Source organism: Spirosoma flavus (assembly GCF_054778555.1).
Genome location: NZ_BAAGZL010000001.1, coordinates 1,839,299 through 1,857,610 on the forward strand (window position 1 = coordinate 1,839,299; position 18,312 = coordinate 1,857,610).

Annotated in this window: 12 protein-coding genes; 4 read left to right on the forward strand and 8 right to left on the reverse strand. The window is 48.2% G+C overall.

Features of this window, described 5'->3' with window-relative positions; genetic code table 11:
* Positions 1-231: 231 nt before the first annotated feature.
* On the reverse strand, positions 232-1,302 hold the full coding sequence (locus ACYVF1_RS07165; RefSeq protein WP_461077030.1) for a lytic transglycosylase domain-containing protein: 1,071 nt from the start codon (positions 1,300-1,302) through the stop codon (positions 232-234).
* A gap of 46 nt (positions 1,303-1,348) precedes the next feature.
* Between ACYVF1_RS07165 and ACYVF1_RS07170 the strand changes: the two genes are divergently transcribed.
* Positions 1,349-1,477 carry a hypothetical protein gene (locus ACYVF1_RS07170; protein ID WP_461077032.1) on the forward strand — a complete coding sequence of 43 codons (129 nt, stop codon included), beginning with the start codon at positions 1,349-1,351 and terminating at the stop codon, positions 1,475-1,477.
* Between the two features lie 15 nt (positions 1,478-1,492).
* Here ACYVF1_RS07170 and recQ read toward each other — a convergent pair whose 3' ends face one another.
* A complete protein-coding gene (gene recQ, locus ACYVF1_RS07175) occupies positions 1,493-3,619 on the reverse strand; it encodes a DNA helicase RecQ (protein WP_461077034.1) in 2,127 nt (708 codons plus the stop codon).
* A 214-nt stretch (positions 3,620-3,833) separates the two neighbouring features.
* On the opposite strand from recQ, the gene ACYVF1_RS07180 reads away from it, so the two are divergent.
* On the forward strand, positions 3,834-4,409 hold the full coding sequence (locus ACYVF1_RS07180) for a hypothetical protein (protein ID WP_461077036.1): 576 nt from the start codon (positions 3,834-3,836) through the stop codon (positions 4,407-4,409).
* Between the two features lie 103 nt (positions 4,410-4,512).
* Here ACYVF1_RS07180 and trxA read toward each other — a convergent pair whose 3' ends face one another.
* Positions 4,513-4,815 carry a thioredoxin gene (gene trxA / locus ACYVF1_RS07185; protein ID WP_461077038.1) on the reverse strand — a complete coding sequence of 101 codons (303 nt, stop codon included), beginning with the start codon at positions 4,813-4,815 and terminating at the stop codon, positions 4,513-4,515.
* Positions 4,816-4,921: 106 nt separating this feature from the next.
* Complete coding sequence (locus ACYVF1_RS07190) at positions 4,922-6,223, reverse strand: bifunctional 3,4-dihydroxy-2-butanone-4-phosphate synthase/GTP cyclohydrolase II (protein WP_461077040.1); 1,302 nt, start codon at positions 6,221-6,223, stop codon at positions 4,922-4,924.
* 1,138 nt (positions 6,224-7,361) lie between these two features.
* Here ACYVF1_RS07190 and ACYVF1_RS07195 point away from each other — a divergent pair.
* Positions 7,362-8,438, forward strand: coding sequence for a gliding motility-associated C-terminal domain-containing protein (locus ACYVF1_RS07195; RefSeq protein ID WP_461077042.1), 1,077 nt, complete (start codon positions 7,362-7,364; stop codon positions 8,436-8,438).
* 73 nt (positions 8,439-8,511) lie between these two features.
* Positions 8,512-9,321, forward strand: coding sequence for a GntR family transcriptional regulator (locus tag ACYVF1_RS07200; RefSeq protein ID WP_461077044.1), 810 nt, complete (start codon positions 8,512-8,514; stop codon positions 9,319-9,321).
* 4 nt (positions 9,322-9,325) lie between these two features.
* Here ACYVF1_RS07200 and ACYVF1_RS07205 read toward each other — a convergent pair whose 3' ends face one another.
* Genes ACYVF1_RS07205 through ACYVF1_RS07220 form a run of 4 tightly spaced genes read right to left on the reverse strand, consistent with a single transcriptional unit; the run spans position 9,326 to position 18,183 of the window.
* The gene (locus ACYVF1_RS07205) at positions 9,326-10,033 is read right to left on the reverse strand and encodes an SGNH/GDSL hydrolase family protein (RefSeq protein WP_461077046.1); all 708 of its coding nucleotides are present in this window, start codon (positions 10,031-10,033) and stop codon (positions 9,326-9,328) included.
* A complete protein-coding gene (locus ACYVF1_RS07210) occupies positions 10,026-12,854 on the reverse strand; it encodes a glycosyl hydrolase (protein ID WP_461077048.1) in 2,829 nt (942 codons plus the stop codon). Before ACYVF1_RS07210 ends, ACYVF1_RS07205 begins: the two co-directional genes overlap by 8 nt.
* Positions 12,855-12,866: 12 nt before the next feature.
* Positions 12,867-15,626, reverse strand: coding sequence for a glycosyl hydrolase (locus tag ACYVF1_RS07215; protein WP_461077050.1), 2,760 nt, complete (start codon positions 15,624-15,626; stop codon positions 12,867-12,869).
* Between the two features lie 19 nt (positions 15,627-15,645).
* Positions 15,646-18,183 (reverse strand): hypothetical protein, encoded by a 2,538-nt coding sequence (locus ACYVF1_RS07220; protein ID WP_461077052.1) that lies wholly within the window; start codon positions 18,181-18,183, stop codon positions 15,646-15,648.
* Positions 18,184-18,312 lie beyond the last annotated feature (129 nt).

An 18,312-nucleotide genomic window follows, 5' to 3' on the forward strand; every position in this document is an offset into this window, starting at 1 on the left:
ATAAGTGAGGTAGGTAACGGTAAATCTTTGAGAAATAATTTTATTTACTGACGTATATACATACAAAAAGCCGCTGTTTAAGCGGCTTTTTACGTATTTCGTAGACTTTAATGCTGAGTTATAGGGTTAAAAAGTTATAGGGTTGTAAAGTTGGCTGACGCGCGCAAGATGTTTATGCGTCAGCCAACTTTACAACCCTATAACCCTACGACTTTATAACTTAAAAAGCTGTTAAATCCAATCCCAGAAATGCAGCGGGCGGATACCCTCGCCTTCCCCTTTCTTAAGTTGCAGCAAACGAGGCCGCCGGAAACGTAGCACCATTAGGCTCATCATTAACTTTTTGATGGGAAAACGAGGCTCCGGTTTATCCAAAGCTGAGGTAGGTGCATTAGGCGAAGATTTCGCAAATGTCGCATCGGCGATAAGCTGTTCCGAATCGGATGGAGTGTGCGTCAGCGACGTATTAGGACGTGGCCCCCAGGTACGCTCGGCGAAATCTTCATCGACGAGCTCAACGATGGGCGCATCTTTAATTTTTTTCGGAAGCGCCAGCGGCTTATGCCAACTCGGTAGCGGCTTGGTCAGTTCGGCAATGGTTTCGCTACGTAACAGCAGCGCATATTGCCGGGGATTACTGAGTAACTCCTTGAACGCCAGAATCCGGAACAGGTAGTGACTGGTTTCCTTATGCAGGCGAAGCCGGTAGTAATTTGAATGGCCCTGCTGGTCCATTTTGTGCCGAACGTGTGTGATACCTCCGTTATAGGCAGCCGCTACGAGTGTCCAGGAATCAAATTCCCGATAGAGCTGGTGAAGGTGGCGGCAAACGGCGATGGTTGATTTCTCCAGATTACGGCGTTCATCAACGTCACTGTTGACTTTCAGGCCCAGATCACGTGCAGTGCCGGGCATAATCTGCCAGTATCCAACAGCCCCTTTGCGGGAAATACTGCGGTTGTCGAGGGCACTTTCGGCCAGCGGCATAAATCGGAAGTCACGGGGAATTTTATACTTCCGAAGAATGGGGTCAATGATGGTAAAAAATTCAGAAGCTTTCGAGCGAAGATCAATCAGAAACTCCGGCTCGGCTCCATAGGTACGTAGCGTTTGAACCCATCGGCGGGCTACACGAGGTTCGCCAACGGGTACCTCTTCACCACAGAAATAAATCGGGAATACACGTCGACTAGAGTCGACAACCATTAATTCGGGATTGTTCAAGCCATTTGAAAAGGGAAGCCCCCGGCTCGTATCAGACGCCCAGAAATTGGGCGTGAGGCCCGGTTTTACCGTAGCCATGAGCAGTGAAAAACTTACTTCTTTAATCAAAATACCATTTGTTGTTATGAGACATAAACATAATAAAACCCGTACTGACGTAACGGGCTTTACTAAAGACATGAATACGAATATAGGGTATTGCCGGGTATATACCAAACGGTCTTTCTATGAATTATCCAACGGTACAGTGTAAAACTGGATTTTTTTGTTACAGAAGTCCTGCTACAATGGTAATTTTACTGTAATCGTAACGACCTCCCAAATGGTCAAAAATGGGCTTTAAACGGCCCTCTACCAGCCCTACAGTCAGAATCGCCTTTTCGATTTCCTGTCGTTCATTTGGATTAATCAAGGAAGCCAGATCGATTGTGTAACCCGATTTTGAAAGCTGTACCAGATGAGCAGCAATAGACCCAGGAGTGAGTTGTCGTTCGGTGGCAATCTCCTCAATGCTTAGTCCCTGATTAAACAAATCGAGGGTAGTTAATTGGGTCGAACCTTTGGGCTTTTCGCCTGCCTGAACCCGCCCCCGAACGTAACTCACAATCGTATCCAGAAACTGCTTCCCGAAAAGTTGGAGTTTACGTTCGCCAACTCCGCTGACGTTACGTAGCGCATCGGGCGTGGTAGGCCGCTGACGGGCCATGTCTTCCAACGTAGTGTCGGTGAAAATAACGTAAGCCGGTACGTTTTGCTCGTCGGCCACTTTCTTACGTAGCGCCCGAAGCCGCTCGAACAACTCGTCGCGTTGCGATTCTGTCTTCGTCCGGGTTTTCTCGACCACTGGCTTTGGCGCATCGTCGGGACGTACCAGGTCAATTTTACGACCGCCGTATAAAACCTGATCGGCCAGAATACCCCGACGTAACGCGTAATGATTATCGTAGGCAACCTCAATAACACCGATATTGATGAGCTGGTGTAGATAATTCCGCCAGTCTTCAAAACGGATATCGCGACCAGCGCCGTAGGTTTTCACCTGATCGTAGCCTCCCTGAAGCACCTGCTGGCTGCGGGAACCACGTAGTATATCAATGAGCAGATTCATGGGCACCCGTTCGCCGGTACGAATCATGGCCGACAGGGCTTTCTGCGCCAGAATTGTTCCGTCGAACGTAACACGCGGGTCGCGGCAAACGTCGCAGTTGCCGCAGGGCTCCGACAGTTCCTCCGAAAAATAGGAAAGCAGAATCTGGCGTCGGCAGGTGTGCGCGTCGGCGTATTGCTGCATCCGTTCCAGTTTGGCCAACTGCAACCCAAGATTCGCCGGGCTGTTTTCAGCGAGCATCTCTTTGTACGTTGCTACGTCGGCGAAACTGTAAAAAAGCACCGTTTGGGCGGCAGCCCCATCGCGGCCGGCACGTCCGATTTCCTGATAAAAGCTTTCGATGTTTTTGGGCAAATTGTAATGAATCACCCAGCGAACGTTCGATTTGTCGATGCCCATCCCGAACGCAATTGTGGCGCAGATGATACGTACATCGTCGCGCAGGAAAGCCTCCTGCGTACGAGCCCGGTCGTCAGGGTCCATCTTGGCGTGATAGAAAGCCGCACTGAACCCTTTTTCCTGCAATTTAGCCGCCAGCGATTCGGTCGATTTGCGACTCAGGCAATAAATAATGCCCGACGTATCGGGTTTCTGTTGCAGCAGTTTTGTAATCTGCTGAATACGATTCTGCCCCGGTAGCACCTGCAAACTCAGGTTAGTACGGTTAAACGACGCCACAAACACCGCCGGGTCGTTCATACCAAGCTGGGTAGCAATATCGTGGCGGGTGAGTTTGTCGGCGGTGGCTGTGAGGGCAATGGTTGGTACGTTCGGGAACTTCGATTTCAGTACGTGCAACTGCGTGTATTCCGGCCGGAAATCGTGCCCCCACGACGATATGCAGTGCGCTTCGTCGATGGCAAACAGCGATACGTTGGCTCGTTGCAGGAAATTGAAGAACGATTCCGTCAACAATTTCTCCGGCGATACGTAGAGTAGCTTCAATTTCCCTCTCAAGCAATCGTCCTCAATGTCACGCTGTTCGCGGGTCGTCTGCGTACTGTTGTAATATGCCGCCGAAATCCCGTTCATGTGCAACGCTTCGACCTGGTCTTTCATTAAGGCAATCAGGGGAGAAACGACGACGGTAAGGCCCGGCATCATTAAAGCCGGAATCTGAAAACAAACCGATTTGCCTCCTCCGGTTGGCATTAGAACGACCGTATCGCGCCCACCTACTATTGATTGGATGATGGCTTCCTGCATCGGCCGGAAGCGGTCGTAACCATAATAGCGTTTGAGATAATCGGCAGGCGTTAGCGCACGTGACGGAGTTGCAATAGACATCGATCAGGAGAAAGAAGTAGCCGCAAAATAAAACAGACCTGAAAACAGTAAGACGTAATAGGCTGTTGATTAGTCAACAAGCGGTAAAAATTTCTTAGTCAAATTTAAGCATTTTTTAAGTCTTTTTCACTGGTAGAATCGTGATTTTATACTCATCTTTCCGGCGTAAATACCTTTTCCTAACTTTATAAATTCACTAAATCAAGCAATTGTCATGAAAAAGATCCTTTCAGCAATGTGCCTCGTTCTTAGTCTGCTTGTGGCCTACAAGGGCATGGCCCAGGATGACGCAGGCAAAAAGAAAGCGAAGAAAGAAATGAAGGAAGCCGATGCATCAGCTAAAATGGCTGCGAAAGAAGAGAAAAAAGCCGCTAAGGATGCGGCCAAAGAGGCTAAAAAAGACGCAAAAGCCACCGGCGACGACGTAGCAAAGGCAGAAGCGAAAGCAGAGAAAAAAGCGGCTAAAGAGACAGCTAAAGCCGAAAAGAAAGCCGACGATAAAGCCGCTAAAGTAGATGCCAAAATGGATAAGGCTGAGAAAAAGGCCGACAAAATGGCTGCAAACGCGGGTTTGAAAGACGATAAGATAGCCAAGTCGACGGATAAAGCCGATAAAATGGCTAAAGCGTCGATGAAGGAAGAGAAAGCGAAGCCTGAGGATTATAAAGCGCCCGTTGATGCGTCGATGAAAGGCCCGAACGGAGAGAAAGTAATGACTGGTCCGCGCGGTGGCAAGTACTACATCAATAAGAACGGTAACAAGACGTATATGAGCGGCAAACGCGATTAACGTAACGTCCATAAAAATAGCCCGATTGCTACGTAGCAATCGGGCTATTTTTATGGACGTTACATGCAAACCTGACGTAGTAACGAACGTAGCAAACGCTACGTTACCCGCCGAACTGCTTCACTAGACCTTCGAGCGTATGCAGTGGCTGAACACCGGATTGCCGCCAGACAATCTTTCCGTTTTTAAACATAATCATCGTCGGAATGCTACGTATCTGGTATTGGTTAGCGGCAGCCTGTGCCCGGTCGACATCAATTTTAATGATACGTACCTTTTCTCCGACGCGCTCGGTTAATTGCTTCAGAATCGGCGCCTGCTGCTTGCAGGGACCACACCAGTCGGCGTAAAAATCGACCAGAACGGGTGTGTCGCCATTTATGAGTTCATGGAATGACGGCTTCATTGGAGTTTCTGTTTGCAGTTTTCTGGTTACCGTTTTCTATTGGACGATGCACGCTAACGATGCATTAGCTAACTGAAAACAGTAACCAGAGAGCCGTAAACTTTATTTATTGTTCATGGTTCACCGGCTCGTTCATGATGGTATGTCCCATCTTGTCGCGCTTGGTACGTAGGTACGTTTCGTTGTGGGGGTTAGAAGGAATTTCGATCGGAACGGTGTCCACAATTTCCAGTCCATACCCCATCAAACCGGCGCGTTTACGCGGATTGTTCGAGAGAAGGCGCAGTTTCCGTACACCTAAATCGCGCAGAATCTGTGCCCCGACACCGTAATCGCGGGCGTCCATTGGCAGGCCCAGTTCAAGGTTGGCTTCTACCGTGTCGCGGCCCATTTCCTGAAGTTTGTAGGCTTTCAGTTTATTCATGAGCCCAATGCCACGTCCTTCCTGAAACATATAGACCACCACACCTTTTCCCGCTTCTTCGACCATTTGCAGGGATTTATGCAGTTGAGCACCACAGTCGCAGCGGCACGAACCAAAAATATCGCCCGTAATACACGACGAGTGAACCCGCACCAGTATTGGCTCATTCGGTTCCCAAGTCCCTTTTACCAGAGCCAGATGCGTGTCGCCGGTGTTGCTTTGCTTATATGCGATCAGATCAAAATGGCCCCATTCGGTAGGCAGATCAACACCGATTTCGCGCCGGATGAGGGTTTCGTTACGTAGGCGGTACTCAATCAGATCCTGAATACTGACAAGTTTCATCCCAAATCGGTCGGCCATGACACGCAACTCAGGCAGGCGGGCCATGGTGCCGTCTTCGTTCAGTACTTCAATCAGAACACCGGCCGGCTTAAGTCCAGCCAGTCGGGCCAGATCGATGGCTGCTTCGGTATGGCCAGCCCGCCGGATAACTCCACCTTCTGCGGCACGTAACGGAAAAATATGTCCAGGACGTCCTAAATCTTCGGGTGTCGTGTTCGGATCGACCAGTGCCTGAATGGTTTTGGCCCGGTCTGAAGCTGAAATGCCTGTGGTGCAACCGTTGCCCAGCAAATCGACAGAAACGGTAAACGGCGTCGTATGCACCGACGTATTGCTGGCCACCATCATATCGAGCCCCAGCTCCTGGCAACGGGCTTCGGTGATAGGGGCACACATCAGTCCGCGGGCTTCGCGTACCATGAAATTGACCATCTCTGGTGTGGTCATTTCGGCAGCGCAAATCATATCGCCCTCGTTCTCACGATCTTCATCGTCGACCACAATGACGATTTTTCCGGCCCTGATATCGGCTATCGCTTCTTCAATACGGTCGAGGTGAATAACGGGTAGTTCGGTAGGCTGGGTACGTCCTGGGTTTTCACTTTCCGACGCCCCCGTATTGGTACTATTATTGCTCATCTGTTTGGTTGATGCGTATCAAACGAATTATCTTTGATACTTTAATAGTTGTTTGCAGTCCAACATACTATATGCGTGGACGCTGGCAAATTCTACCTGAAAACTGATTTTAGGAAAGATACGTTTCGCCAGACGCGAAAATGTCTGATTTGACGTTTTTTACGAAATAGAAACCATTACTTCCTGGGACGATAAAATTTTACTCTCTGTGCGACTATTACGACTGTGGCTGACTGATGTTAGGGTGAACTCCAACTCGTTGCAAAGAATTGCTATGTTCCTTGCCATCATTTTTGCGTATGGTTATACAACTCAGGCTCAAAATCAGAATGTCTGTAAAAATCCAGGAGCCGCTTCTGAGGGCGCGTTTACTTTGGTGACCCCAAAAATGTGCGTTGGAAGTCCTGTCAATGTCATTAATGGGCCATCTATAGGAACTCCTAAATATATTTTTGATTATGATGGAACTTCAATAACTAACAGTACTACGTTTGCTAATGGAACTAATTGGACTTATACTAGACCTGGTTCTTATACAATACTTCAGGTAGGTAGTAATGGCGCAGGTTCTGTAAAATGTGAAGTAGTAAAGATTGTTCCCATAGATCCCGTCAAGTTTACAACTAAGGTGTGTGCTAATAAGCAGGTTACAATCGCGCTCGATCCTTCGACACTGGGTGAATACGATTTCTATCAACTTCGTTGGGGGGATCAAACACAGCCAGTGACCTTTGATAAAGCCAGTATTCCCTCCCATGTATATACTAATCCTGGATCATACACCATATCTGTTGCAGGAAGTTACTCCACTGCTTCCGGGAATTCGGTTGCTACACTTTGCCCAGGAACATCTACTTCACAAACTGTTAACGTAACAAACTCAGCAGGAGCATCTACTATTACATCTCTCTACATAAGTAATGCTAGTGCAATTGCGATAGGGTATCAAGGGGCGACAGGTGCGAACGTATCGCTTTTTCGTAAAGTTGGAAATACTTATACAGATACAGGTTTAAAATCCACTACTGGTCAGTTTACTATTCAAACTGATGCTACACAAGTGCAGTGCTTTAAGGTAGGGGTGATAAATGAATGCAGTAATTCGCTTGCCCAATCGGAGGAGGTTTGCAGTATACCAATGGTGGTACAAACAGCGAATAAGCAGAACACTATAAACTGGCAACCGTACACAGGCGCAGGCCAATTTGTGAATTATCGTGTACTACGTAACGGATCGCTGACTGGGTCTGTTATTACAAATAAGGCAACAGGAACGTATCAGGATAACGAAAACGTTATTTGCGGCCAGCAGTATTGCTATCAAGTACAGGCTACCCTTCAGGGATCACCAAATGTTACCATTACGTCGAATACAACCTGCGTAACGGGTACCAATACCGAGCCTCCCGGCAACGTAACGAATGCTACGGTGTCTGTTGAAGGCAATCATCCGCGGCTCGTCACTACGCCACCAACCGGCCTGAATACAACTACCTCTACTTATACAATGGTCATTAGCCGCGCGCAGGGCGTCACGGGAACGTATGAACCAATTATCAGCCTCGACCGACGTAGTGCGTATTCAGATACATCCGTTAATGCATCAACCGGTTCGTACTGCTATCAGGTAACGTATCGGAATAGCTGCGGCCTTACTTCGGCTCCCTCAACACCGGTTTGTACCGTATATCTAAGTTCAGAATCGCCGACAAGTATAAAATGGACTTCAGAATCACCTTTTTTAACGGGCGGTGTTACTGAATACAGTGTTGAAATACTTGATTCTACGAACGGGACGCTTCGCGAAGAAAAGAAAGGTATGCTTTTGCGTCATCCTCTTGATCTAAATGATCCGGCCTTACAAACGCAGCGATTTCGGGTGGTAGCATTGTCCAGTAATGGGGTAAGGAGTTATTCTAATTTCTTTTCCATTGAGCTTCAGGCCCGAATTCTGGTGCCGGATGCGTTTACGCCCAATGGCGATGGTATCAATGACGTATTTGTTGCCAAAGGGATTTATGTTGACAAGTTCAGCATGACAATTTACTCCCGTTGGGGCGAAGTCATTTACAACTCAACAGATAAGTCGAAAGGCTGGGATGGTAACGCCAATGGGCAAGTTGCGTCCTCGGGGCAATATATGTACCGAATTGAAATGATTGATTTATTGGGGACGAAAACCGTTCGTACAGGGGCACTGTTACTAGTCCGGTAAGTTCACAGGCGTTACGTTCTCCAATTAATTAGTCCTACTGGTTTGCAAACGATCGAACTACTGTCCACAGCGAATGGGTGACTTGCCAAATAATGAGCTTGCTCTGACTGATAAAAAACGAGTAATCGCTACAGGAAAGGCGAAGTTTATTGCATTGAGTGAACAGATCATCGAGAAAATAAAACGGGGTGAATTACAACCCGGCGACCAGATTCCGTCGGAAAACGAACTCATAAAAACCTTTAATGTAAGTAATACGACCGCTCGCAAAACGCTGCTTGAGATCGAGTCGAAAGGCTGGGCCCGGCGCATCAAGGGGAAGGGTACCTACGTACTGAACCGAACCGAAGACCATCATCTGCTGCGAACATTAGGCTCGATTTATGCTACCCGACGTGGGTTTCACGATAGTCTGATTGCCGAGGGCTTTACCCCCAAGAACATTGTTCTGGAAAAAACGGTGCTACCAGACGGGATTTCGACCGAAATCAATGGACGTCATTTTATCATTGAAGGGCCGGTACTGAAACTGCACCAACTTCGGTATGCCGATGAGTTACTGATCAAAGATGAAGTCAAATACATCTCGATCACGATGTGCCCTAAGATCAACCGGATACCCACGGAAGTGTCTTATTTCAGAGTCTACGAAAATACGTATCATCTGAGAATCACGGAGGTACAACAAACGCTGAGCGTGAAAATTCTGGAGCCGAACACCACCAATTTTGACCTTAGTAAACCAACTCCCGTTTTTGTGCTGGATAGCGCAGTGATCTGTACAGGGGATAAAGTTGTAGAAATTGAGCAGTCGTATTACCACGGCGACAAATACAAATTTGCCGTTATTGCCAATCCTGATCACGCGCTACGTGAGAAGTAGTACGTTATTTCTTAAGCCATTTTATAATTTCATCCGCAATGATTTCATGCCCGGCCTGATTCGGGTGATTAACATGCGACATGTACTTGGTGAGTTCTCCCTGTTTGACAATCTGCTGAAATTTCGGATAGGGGTCAGCCAGACCAATGTGATGCTGACTAGCCAGTTGCCGAATCTGCAATACGTACGGTTCTAATGGATTTTTGGCATCCGAAATGTCTATTCGCTGGTCAGGTGAAGGGGTTAACAGAATGACTTTTACCCCCTTTGCCAATGCCGCCTGAATCATTTTCTCCCAGGCTTCGCGCACTTTGGTAATATCGGAAAAGCGGTCGTTCAGGGCGTAATCAATAAAAAGTACATCGGGCTTGTGATTGAGTACATTCGACTCAAACCGGGTTTGTCCTTTAATGGCGTTTTCCCCTCCGATAGCGGTCACAATTACGTTGATAACCGCGTAAGGATACTGCTTTTTGAGTTTTTGCAGTACCAGATTTGGATACGATTCTAACGTATGAACTTCGTGATCGTGCCAGAACCCGGCCGGCACGGAATGCCCATGAAACACCAGATTGACCGTGCGGTTTTTCGGCCAGACGGTGTTCAGTTCATTCTTTATATCAGCCAGATAAGTAGCGGAATCGGCCTGTTGAGCCTTCACACCAAAAACAGGAATTAGCAGCGTAGTGAATAAAAAAAACAGCTTAATCATTGCGGGTAGTTCTTATCGTTTGAATCGTGACCGGTCCCAATAATCCTGATTCAATCAGCGGAACCTGTTTCCAGGGAGCGCCTTTATAGCCAATCGAAATATTGGCATTGGTATATTTTTCACCCGTTATAGCGTCGCCCGTAAGCCGATTCGACCACGTGTTCGCTACGTCAATTTTAAGCTGATTATCACCTTTCCGTACTACGTTGGTAATATCAAAGCGATACGGTTCGGACCACGTAATACCGAGGTGCTTTCCGTTCAGCCAAACATCGGCAATTTCTGATAGCTTGCCAAGATCTAAGTAAATACGTTCGTTGCTAGATGGGTCGACGGACGTAGTAAAGGAAAACGTTTTTTCATAGGTACCGATACCCGAAAAATACTTGATACCCAACTGTTCGGAGTCTGTCCAGGAAATCAATTGAGGGAACGTAACGGTTTCAGGAGCGCCCCAGTTTTTCGGGAAATGTAGTTGCCAGGAACCGCTTATAGGTTGCGAAATGATTTGCGTTTTGACCCGTTCCGGCGATTTCGCTTTACCGGCTAACTCGACTACGCCCGACGTTAAGAAACGAACTCCATTAGCGGTGTACTCAAATAGAGGTAGCTCGTTCATCGCGTTGATTTTCGTAAAATGAGGCTGGTTGACTAATTTTCGAAAAACGACAAAACAGGAACCATACGGAGGTAACGTAAGCGGTAAACTGAGCTGCTGGCCCTCCTGTGAGTAAATCGAAATTGGCGTAATAGATCCCGTAACGGGGTTCCATAGCTCGGGCGCTTTCCCGCTTTGCCGAAACGCTGTTTGTTTCGAAAGCCACTTTGCCGTCGTATTTCTGACCAGATAAAAATCAGTGTCCTGCTGACGATAATGGACGTAATCCAAGGGTGAAGAAGCCGCGTCTGAATGGCTGAAATCAGGTTTTAAGGCCTGCTTTTGTAGTAACGTCAGCGGAGTTAGGTCAGAGAAAGAGGGACCACTAATAAGTGCCCCTTGTTTTGCTAGCTGACGGAGTTTGGCAAGTACCGCCGGCGGGATTTTTGCCGTTTTATCGAAGGCCAGCACTTTAAATCGGGCACCATTCGACAGCGCTAATTGCCCATTTTTTACGGTCAGATCGTTTAGCAGAATGTCAGTGTTAATGATCTCGTAATCATAGCCTTTCCCCGCAGTGAAACGCGTGTTTTTAGGCGCTACGAAATTCGGTACCTGATCGCCGTAATAATAGACAACATCGGCCACAAAATTGGTGTTTTGCAATACGTGTGACACGCGCCCCAAGTAATCTGTAAACGGCTTGACCTTTGGCCACCAGGTCTGTTTATCATTGAAGTGCGTACCGGCGCTGTAGACAATGCCGGGAAATCCCGTACCCGTCGGATTGTGGCTAAACCCGTGAATAACAACGCGGTTCATCCCTTCGCAAAAGGCACGGTCAGCAATGGGTTTTAGATCGAACGGACCTTCCTGCCAGTGATGAAAACTCGTAAACGATTCTTCCTCCACCATGCGTCGCTTGTAGATGTGCGCAGCGGCCGCAATCTCTTTTACCAGCCACATAATATCCACACTATCAGGCGCTAGATACTCGTATCGGCTCCAGAATTCACCCCGTGGTACATCCAGTGCGCCCAACGCTTTTAATGTTTCGACCGGTACGTTATGAAGTGGTGGTCCCGGCCCGCCAGCTTCGGAAGCAATCTGTAAGCCATTTTCATGACAAATTTCACTCGCTTTTCGGTAGTGATTTTGAATCATCAAATCCGATAAAGTTCGGTTGAAATCTTGTTGGAAATCAGCGGCCAGACTTGGCTTCAGCAGGCTTTTATCGAATAGTGCAGGGAGGAATTTTTCAATGGAATAGCCGTGCAGTTTTTTGAACATGGCCGGTAGCGAAGGCGTCCAGACAAATCCTGTTGCTTCGTAACTCGCTAAATACAACGTTTTTAATGTCGTCTTCGAAAAATCACCCAAACGAGGTTTCAGCTTATTGATGAAATACTGAAAATGCGCTCGCGTGGCCGACGAATCGAAGTGGTCGATGATTGGGCCTTTAGAATTAAAACTAGGCAGTTTCAATTGTTCGCCTGAGTTGGTGCAAACGTAGCGATAAACCTCCCACTGGCCGGGCGGTACGTTCCAAATCAGGACTTCTTTACCCGCATCGAATTGGCGCGACAATGAAACAATCTGGGTCGTATCCAGCGTCGTCGCTTTGTCGTGAAGCGGAAAGGCAATGACGGCAATTTCCTGGTGATAAACGGGTTTCCCATCCGCTCCGTACTCGATCACGCGGGGTTTGCCCTTCTCATCCAGTTTTGAGATTTCTGGAAAGGGTAACTTTATAGTTTGCTGATTTCCGCCGTCAACGACAGTTTTTGAAAAGTAAATCGACTTGGCAGCGTATTTTGGCCCAATCCAACTACCGCCAGCATTCCAGCTACTGGCTAAATTAAGACCCACTTCCAGCTTTAGTCGGGTAGCTTCCCGAATCGCGATTTCGATGGCTTTTAGAGACTCTTTCCCCATAAATGCAGGCCCCGCTTTTACCATGCCATTGGGATTGTTAGCCGCCGACACACCAATCTCGAAGATATCGACGCCACCAATTCCGGCGTTTTTGATAGCGTTTAATTCTTCCTTGATCCTCAACGTATCAACATTTCCGTTAAGCCACCACCAATACACTTTAGGTCGGGCCTGCTGTGGTGGATTCTTGAAGCCCTGCTGAATCTGCTGATACGTAGCATGTTGCGCGTTTGCCAACTGCACCACTACGTTCAAAAAGACAAAAAATACACTGATACTCTTTCTCATCTCGGCGGTAGATTAACGAGTTGTGGAGACTGTATGAATCGTCACAGGGCCTAGCAAACCGGATTCAATCAGGGGTAATTCGCCCCAGGGAACAAGATTTTTATTCGCTTTCGTGATGTTCGTTTTAGTGAATTTTTCACCGGTTATGGCGTCGCCCGTGAGCCGATTTGACCACGTATTTGCTACGTCGATCTTGAGTAAATTCTCGCCTGATTTTAATACGTCTGTGATGTCAACGCGGTAGGGAGAAGTCCAGACGATACCTAACGGTTTATTGTTCAGCCACACTTCGCCCACTTTCGCCACCGAGCCTAAATCGAGATAAATTCGCTGATTTTTAGACGTATTACCTTCCGGTTTGTATTGAAAGGTTTTCTGATACGTAGCAATACCCGAAAAGTATTTAATGCCCTTTTCGTCTGATTTCGTCCAGGAAATTAGCTGCGGTAACGTAGCAGATTCAGGTGCGCCCCAGCCTTTTGGGAATGATAGTTGCCAGGGACCGGTTAGTGTCATAACGGGCTTTGTGTTCCCGAAATTTATGCCATTAGCATTCACTACATTATTATTCGGAGACGTAGCGTTTTTGCTGAAAACGACAAAGTAAGCGCCATAGGGTGGAAGCGAAATCGTTACGTTGGTACGTCCTCCCGCCTGATTATACCCCGTTATAGGCGTTACGTCTCCCAAAACGGGATTCCACAGTTCGGGCGTTTTGCCCTGCTGCCGAAATTGGCATGGTTTGGAAACCCACTGATTGGTTGTATTACGTACCAGATAAAAATCCAGACCGCTACGTTGGTAATGAATGTAATCGATGGGCGTGTGTCGCTGGTCAGCTTTTTGATCGGGATAGCTGAAATCTGGGGCAATGTTTAGGGTTTGTAAAGCGTCCAAAGGTGATGCTGTTGGTTCCACCAGTCGCGCTCCTTTTGCTGTTAACTGCTTTAGTTTCGACCGAACTTCCGCCGGAATTCGCCCTTCATTACCCAGATGCAAAACGGCGTAGCGACCCACACCCGGTAACACCCACTGGCCATTCTCCACCGTCAGATCACGTAGTAATACTTCGGTATTGATGACTTCGTAATCATAACCCGGCCCAACAACGTAGCGCGTATTTTTGGGTGGAATCAGGTTCGGAATGTTATCGCCGTAATAATGCAGTACGTCGGCCACGAAGTCGGTTTTTTGCAGGATGTGCGAAATGCGCCCGAGGTAGTCGTTAAACGGTTTGCTCTTGGGCCACCAGCCGTTTCGGTCGTTGTAGTGGGTACCAGCAAAATAAGCAATTCCCGGATAACCCATGCTCGACGGATTATGCGTAAAGCCATGAATGACAAGACGGTTCAGTCCTTCGCAAAACGAGCGGTCGGCCAGCGGTTTCAGATCGGATGGGCCTTCCTGCCAGTCCCAGTAGCTTGTGAACGATTCCTCTTCGACGATCCCGCGCTTGTAAATGTGCGACGCAGCCGCGATTTCCTTGACCAGATAAATCATATCCACCAGACTATCCTTGTCGGCTTCCATGAAGAAGGTGCGGTTGTACCAGAACTCGCCACGCGGTACGTCCAGCGCCCCTAATGCTTTCAGCGTTTCGACCGGAATATGGTGCAAATGCCCCGGCCCACCCGACTCTGAAATAATCTGTAACCCATAGCTGTTACAGATTTCTTTCGACTTCCGGTAATGATTGTTAATCATCAGTTCGGAGAGCGTTTTATCGAAATCGAACTGAAAACTTTTGGCTAATTCCGGCTGGTACCAATCTTTGTTAAAAATGGCGGGTAGGAACTTGTACAGGTCGTAGCCGTGCAATTTTCGGAACGTAGCAGGTAGGGTAGGGGTCCAGGTGAATTCCTTGGCTTCGTAGCTGGCTAAGTACAGATTTTTAAGTGGGCTCTTGCTAAAATCACCAATGAGCGGCTTCAGCTTGTTAATGAAATACATGACGTGCATCCGCGTCGCCGTCGAATCAAAATGGTCGATGATGGGGCCAACCGAATTCGGTGTGGGACGTATCAATTGCTCGCCCGAATTGGAGCAGACGTAGCGGTAAATATCCCAATTGCCTGCCGGAGCTTTCCAGTTCAGTTGCTCAGTTTTGGGGTCAAAAAAAGCCGATACGTTCACAATTTTGGTCGTATCTATTTGTGATTGCTGGCCCGCTGGTAATGCGATGATGGCAATTTCTTCGTAATAAGCCGGTTTGCCATTTACTCCGTAAGCAATCGGCCGTTTGTTCCCTTGTTTATCGGGTGTGATCGTTGGAAATGGTAGTTTGACTGCCTGTTGGCCAGCCCCTTGAAGCGTCGTTTTTGAGAAATAAATTGTTTTGGCAGCATGTTTTGGCGTCACCCACGTACCACCCGCGTTCCAGCTACTCGCCAGATTTAAGCCCACTTCCAGGCCAAGTTTGCCAGATTCTTTGATTGCCATGTGAATCGTTTTCACCGACGCGTCGCTCATAAACGCTGGCCCCGCCGGAATCACCTGATTTAGGTCGCTGGCTGGTGGTAAGCCAATCTCAAAAATATCGACACCACCCAGCCCGGCATTTTTAATGGACTTCAGTTCTTCTTTCAACCGAACCGTATCGACGTAGCCATTAAGCCACCACCAATACACTTTGGGCCGGGCAGTAATGGGCGGGTTTTTGAAAGCCGCTTTTAACGTAGCGTAATTGATAGGGTCGGCCTCTGGCTTGGCTCCATAAAATGAAACCAACGTGACTAAAAGCCCAAGCCCCAGCAGGTAGGATAAGAGTTTCATGGGGAAGAAAAATTGCTTACTACCAAAACACCACCAGATCGCCGGTTGCGTTTTCGACTACGTAGTGATTGCCGTACTTTTTGTCGCCGGATTTGAAAGGTACTTGTGGCTTTTTACCCCACGGATAGCCCGTATTGGCATAAACGTGGAGTCGCTGTTCCGTAACGCCTTCATCGGGATAGATACGTACCGTCGCGTTCTTGAGGCCGGTTAACCGGACACACCGTTTCATATGCTGCACCCCCGACGTCATTTCCTGACAAGACACAATTCCATCCTGCTGGTCGATGAAGAACCGACTTTCCCGGTGCCAGGCTTTGGGCAAATGATACACAGAATAGCCATTCTCCAACTCTGTTTCGTAGCCAGTTAGAATTGGCGTCCCCTGCGGCATTTTGAATCGGTGGGTGAGGGTAGTATTGGGGCAATAACCCGAAAAGAAAAAGCCGTTGCTGCTACGTGAAATGGTCAGAACCGGGTTTTTGACGGATGGATTTCGTTTATCAATTCGGTAATCGACACCAAACTCTTTTAGGACGTAACGCATCAGCAACGGTCCGGTAAACAGTTGTTCGGGATCGTCGGGAGTCAGGAGTTTGCCACCCGTAAACTTGCTCGAATTGGTGCCTCGCACGTAGGCCACTTTCCCGCCTTTCCAGTCGGGTTTTTCGCGCACCCATACTACGTCGCGACTGTTATTACCTTGCGTCATTGTCGCCAGTACATTGGTATTAGCCACTTTATCCTTCACCTGAGTTGCCACGCCACCCCCCGAAAACAAGGCTCGGTGAGTAATCTTGTCGGGATACGCTTTGGCTAGTTTATCGAACGTAATGCGCGAATTGACCTGGAAATCACCTTCTAGCGCCGTTACGTTCTGCAAATTCAACAGGTTTAAAAACGCTGGTCCCGCATGATCGGCAGGGCCATATATAAGTAGTTTACCACCGTTCTGTACGAACGTAATCAGCGATTTTTCGAGCGGAGAATTAGCTTCAGGAACGATCGAAACTAGGATAGATTCGTTGAAATAAGTGGGTTTCGACGTAATGACTTTCTGGAATGAATTCGTAGAGACAATGGTATTTAGTGGGAAACCGTTGTTAATGGCTTGTCGGATAAGCCAGTCGCCGTAGTAAATTTCCGGTAACCGGTCAGGTTGTTTGTACGCCCAGTTGTGATACTCATCAAACGGATATACCCAGACGAGCGGTCCCGGTGCTGTCGGCGAATCGTAACGGGCTTTCAGAATATGCGGTGTCACTTCGTCGGGGACTTCAGCGGGCATTTCGCCATACGTATTGTCCGCCGTCAGAAAGTTCAGGTGCGTAGGTAGCTTGATCTCGCCTTTTGCGTTGATACGTGCTACGGCCATCGGTAGGTAAATGTCGTGCGGCTCCTGCCCGTATCGATCCAGCCAGGGGCTATTGACCCACCATGGATCATGCGTGTAGTAGCGAAACAGGTAACGCTCGTCAGGCAGCTCGGCCATGCGCGACATATAACCGACCATTTCCAGCCCGAAATCGCCATCCAGCGCGGCCCAGGGCGAATTGGGTGGCGGTAGCATGTTGTAATTTCCACCGTAAATCTGCTTCAAATCCACGCCATCGCGCGCTAAGTCGGCTCCGGTCGACAAGTTGGTGCCCCGCGTCTGGATCTGAAAAGCAGGGCATTCTTTCCGAAACAGGTTCCAGAATCCAGCAATCAGTTCGCGGGTATTCGCCAGTTTTTCGGGTGCAAAAGCCTTCCCGTTAAAAATGGCTCCGGTCGATGACCAGCCCTCTACGCCAAAGCCAAACCCATTACTCAACCAGATGTAATCATAGCCCAAATCGGTGAGAAAATGCTGACTTTGCCGACCCAGAAACGTACCAAAGGACGTATTGGCTGGAATGCCCTTGGGGAAGCCCGCGTAAGCTTGATTGTCGACGTTAAGCGTTGAATAACAGCTAACCATGGTTTTATGACCCATAGCATTGCCGCCCAGAATTTCCGGATGTTTTTTGTACTTGAACTCCGATTTGGCAAACTCCGGCCCCGGATCAAACGTAGCACCGATACGTATCGGTTTTCCTGTAATCTGCTTGCCCGCTTCCTTCAACGATTGGATAATGAACTTCAAATCGCCGTAGGTAAAAGCGGGCGGATTTTCCATGTACAGCAAGGCACGCTGGTGCAACGACAGATCGGCAGGCCCCGAACCCACTTCATGCTCGGTGTTCGGATTACCCATATATTTAGCCCATTCTAGCGGCTGACTCATCTTACCGGTATAATCCAGAATTTCGGAGCCATCCGACGTCCAGAGCATCACCGAAACGGTATCCGTATGACGTAGCAGCGACGACCACTGTGTAAAAAGTTCGGTAGCAACCTGCTGGATGTAAGCTTTGTCGTTCTTTTTGAAAGGCTTAAGCGACAACTCCAGCGTGATGTTGTTGAACGATTTACCACGTAGCGTCGAGTTGTCCAGATTCGGCGTATCGGTGCTGTTTGTAAAGCCGAAAATGGCAATACTCAATACACTGATGAAGGTTAGAAGTTGAGTACGCATGGGTTAATAAGGTTAAGCACTGCCTATTTTTGTCATGCTGACGAAGCCGGGCCGCCGGGGCGGAAGCATCTTAAATTTTACTTACCCTCAAATTTGGAAACCTTAAGATGCTTCCGCCCCGGCGGCCCG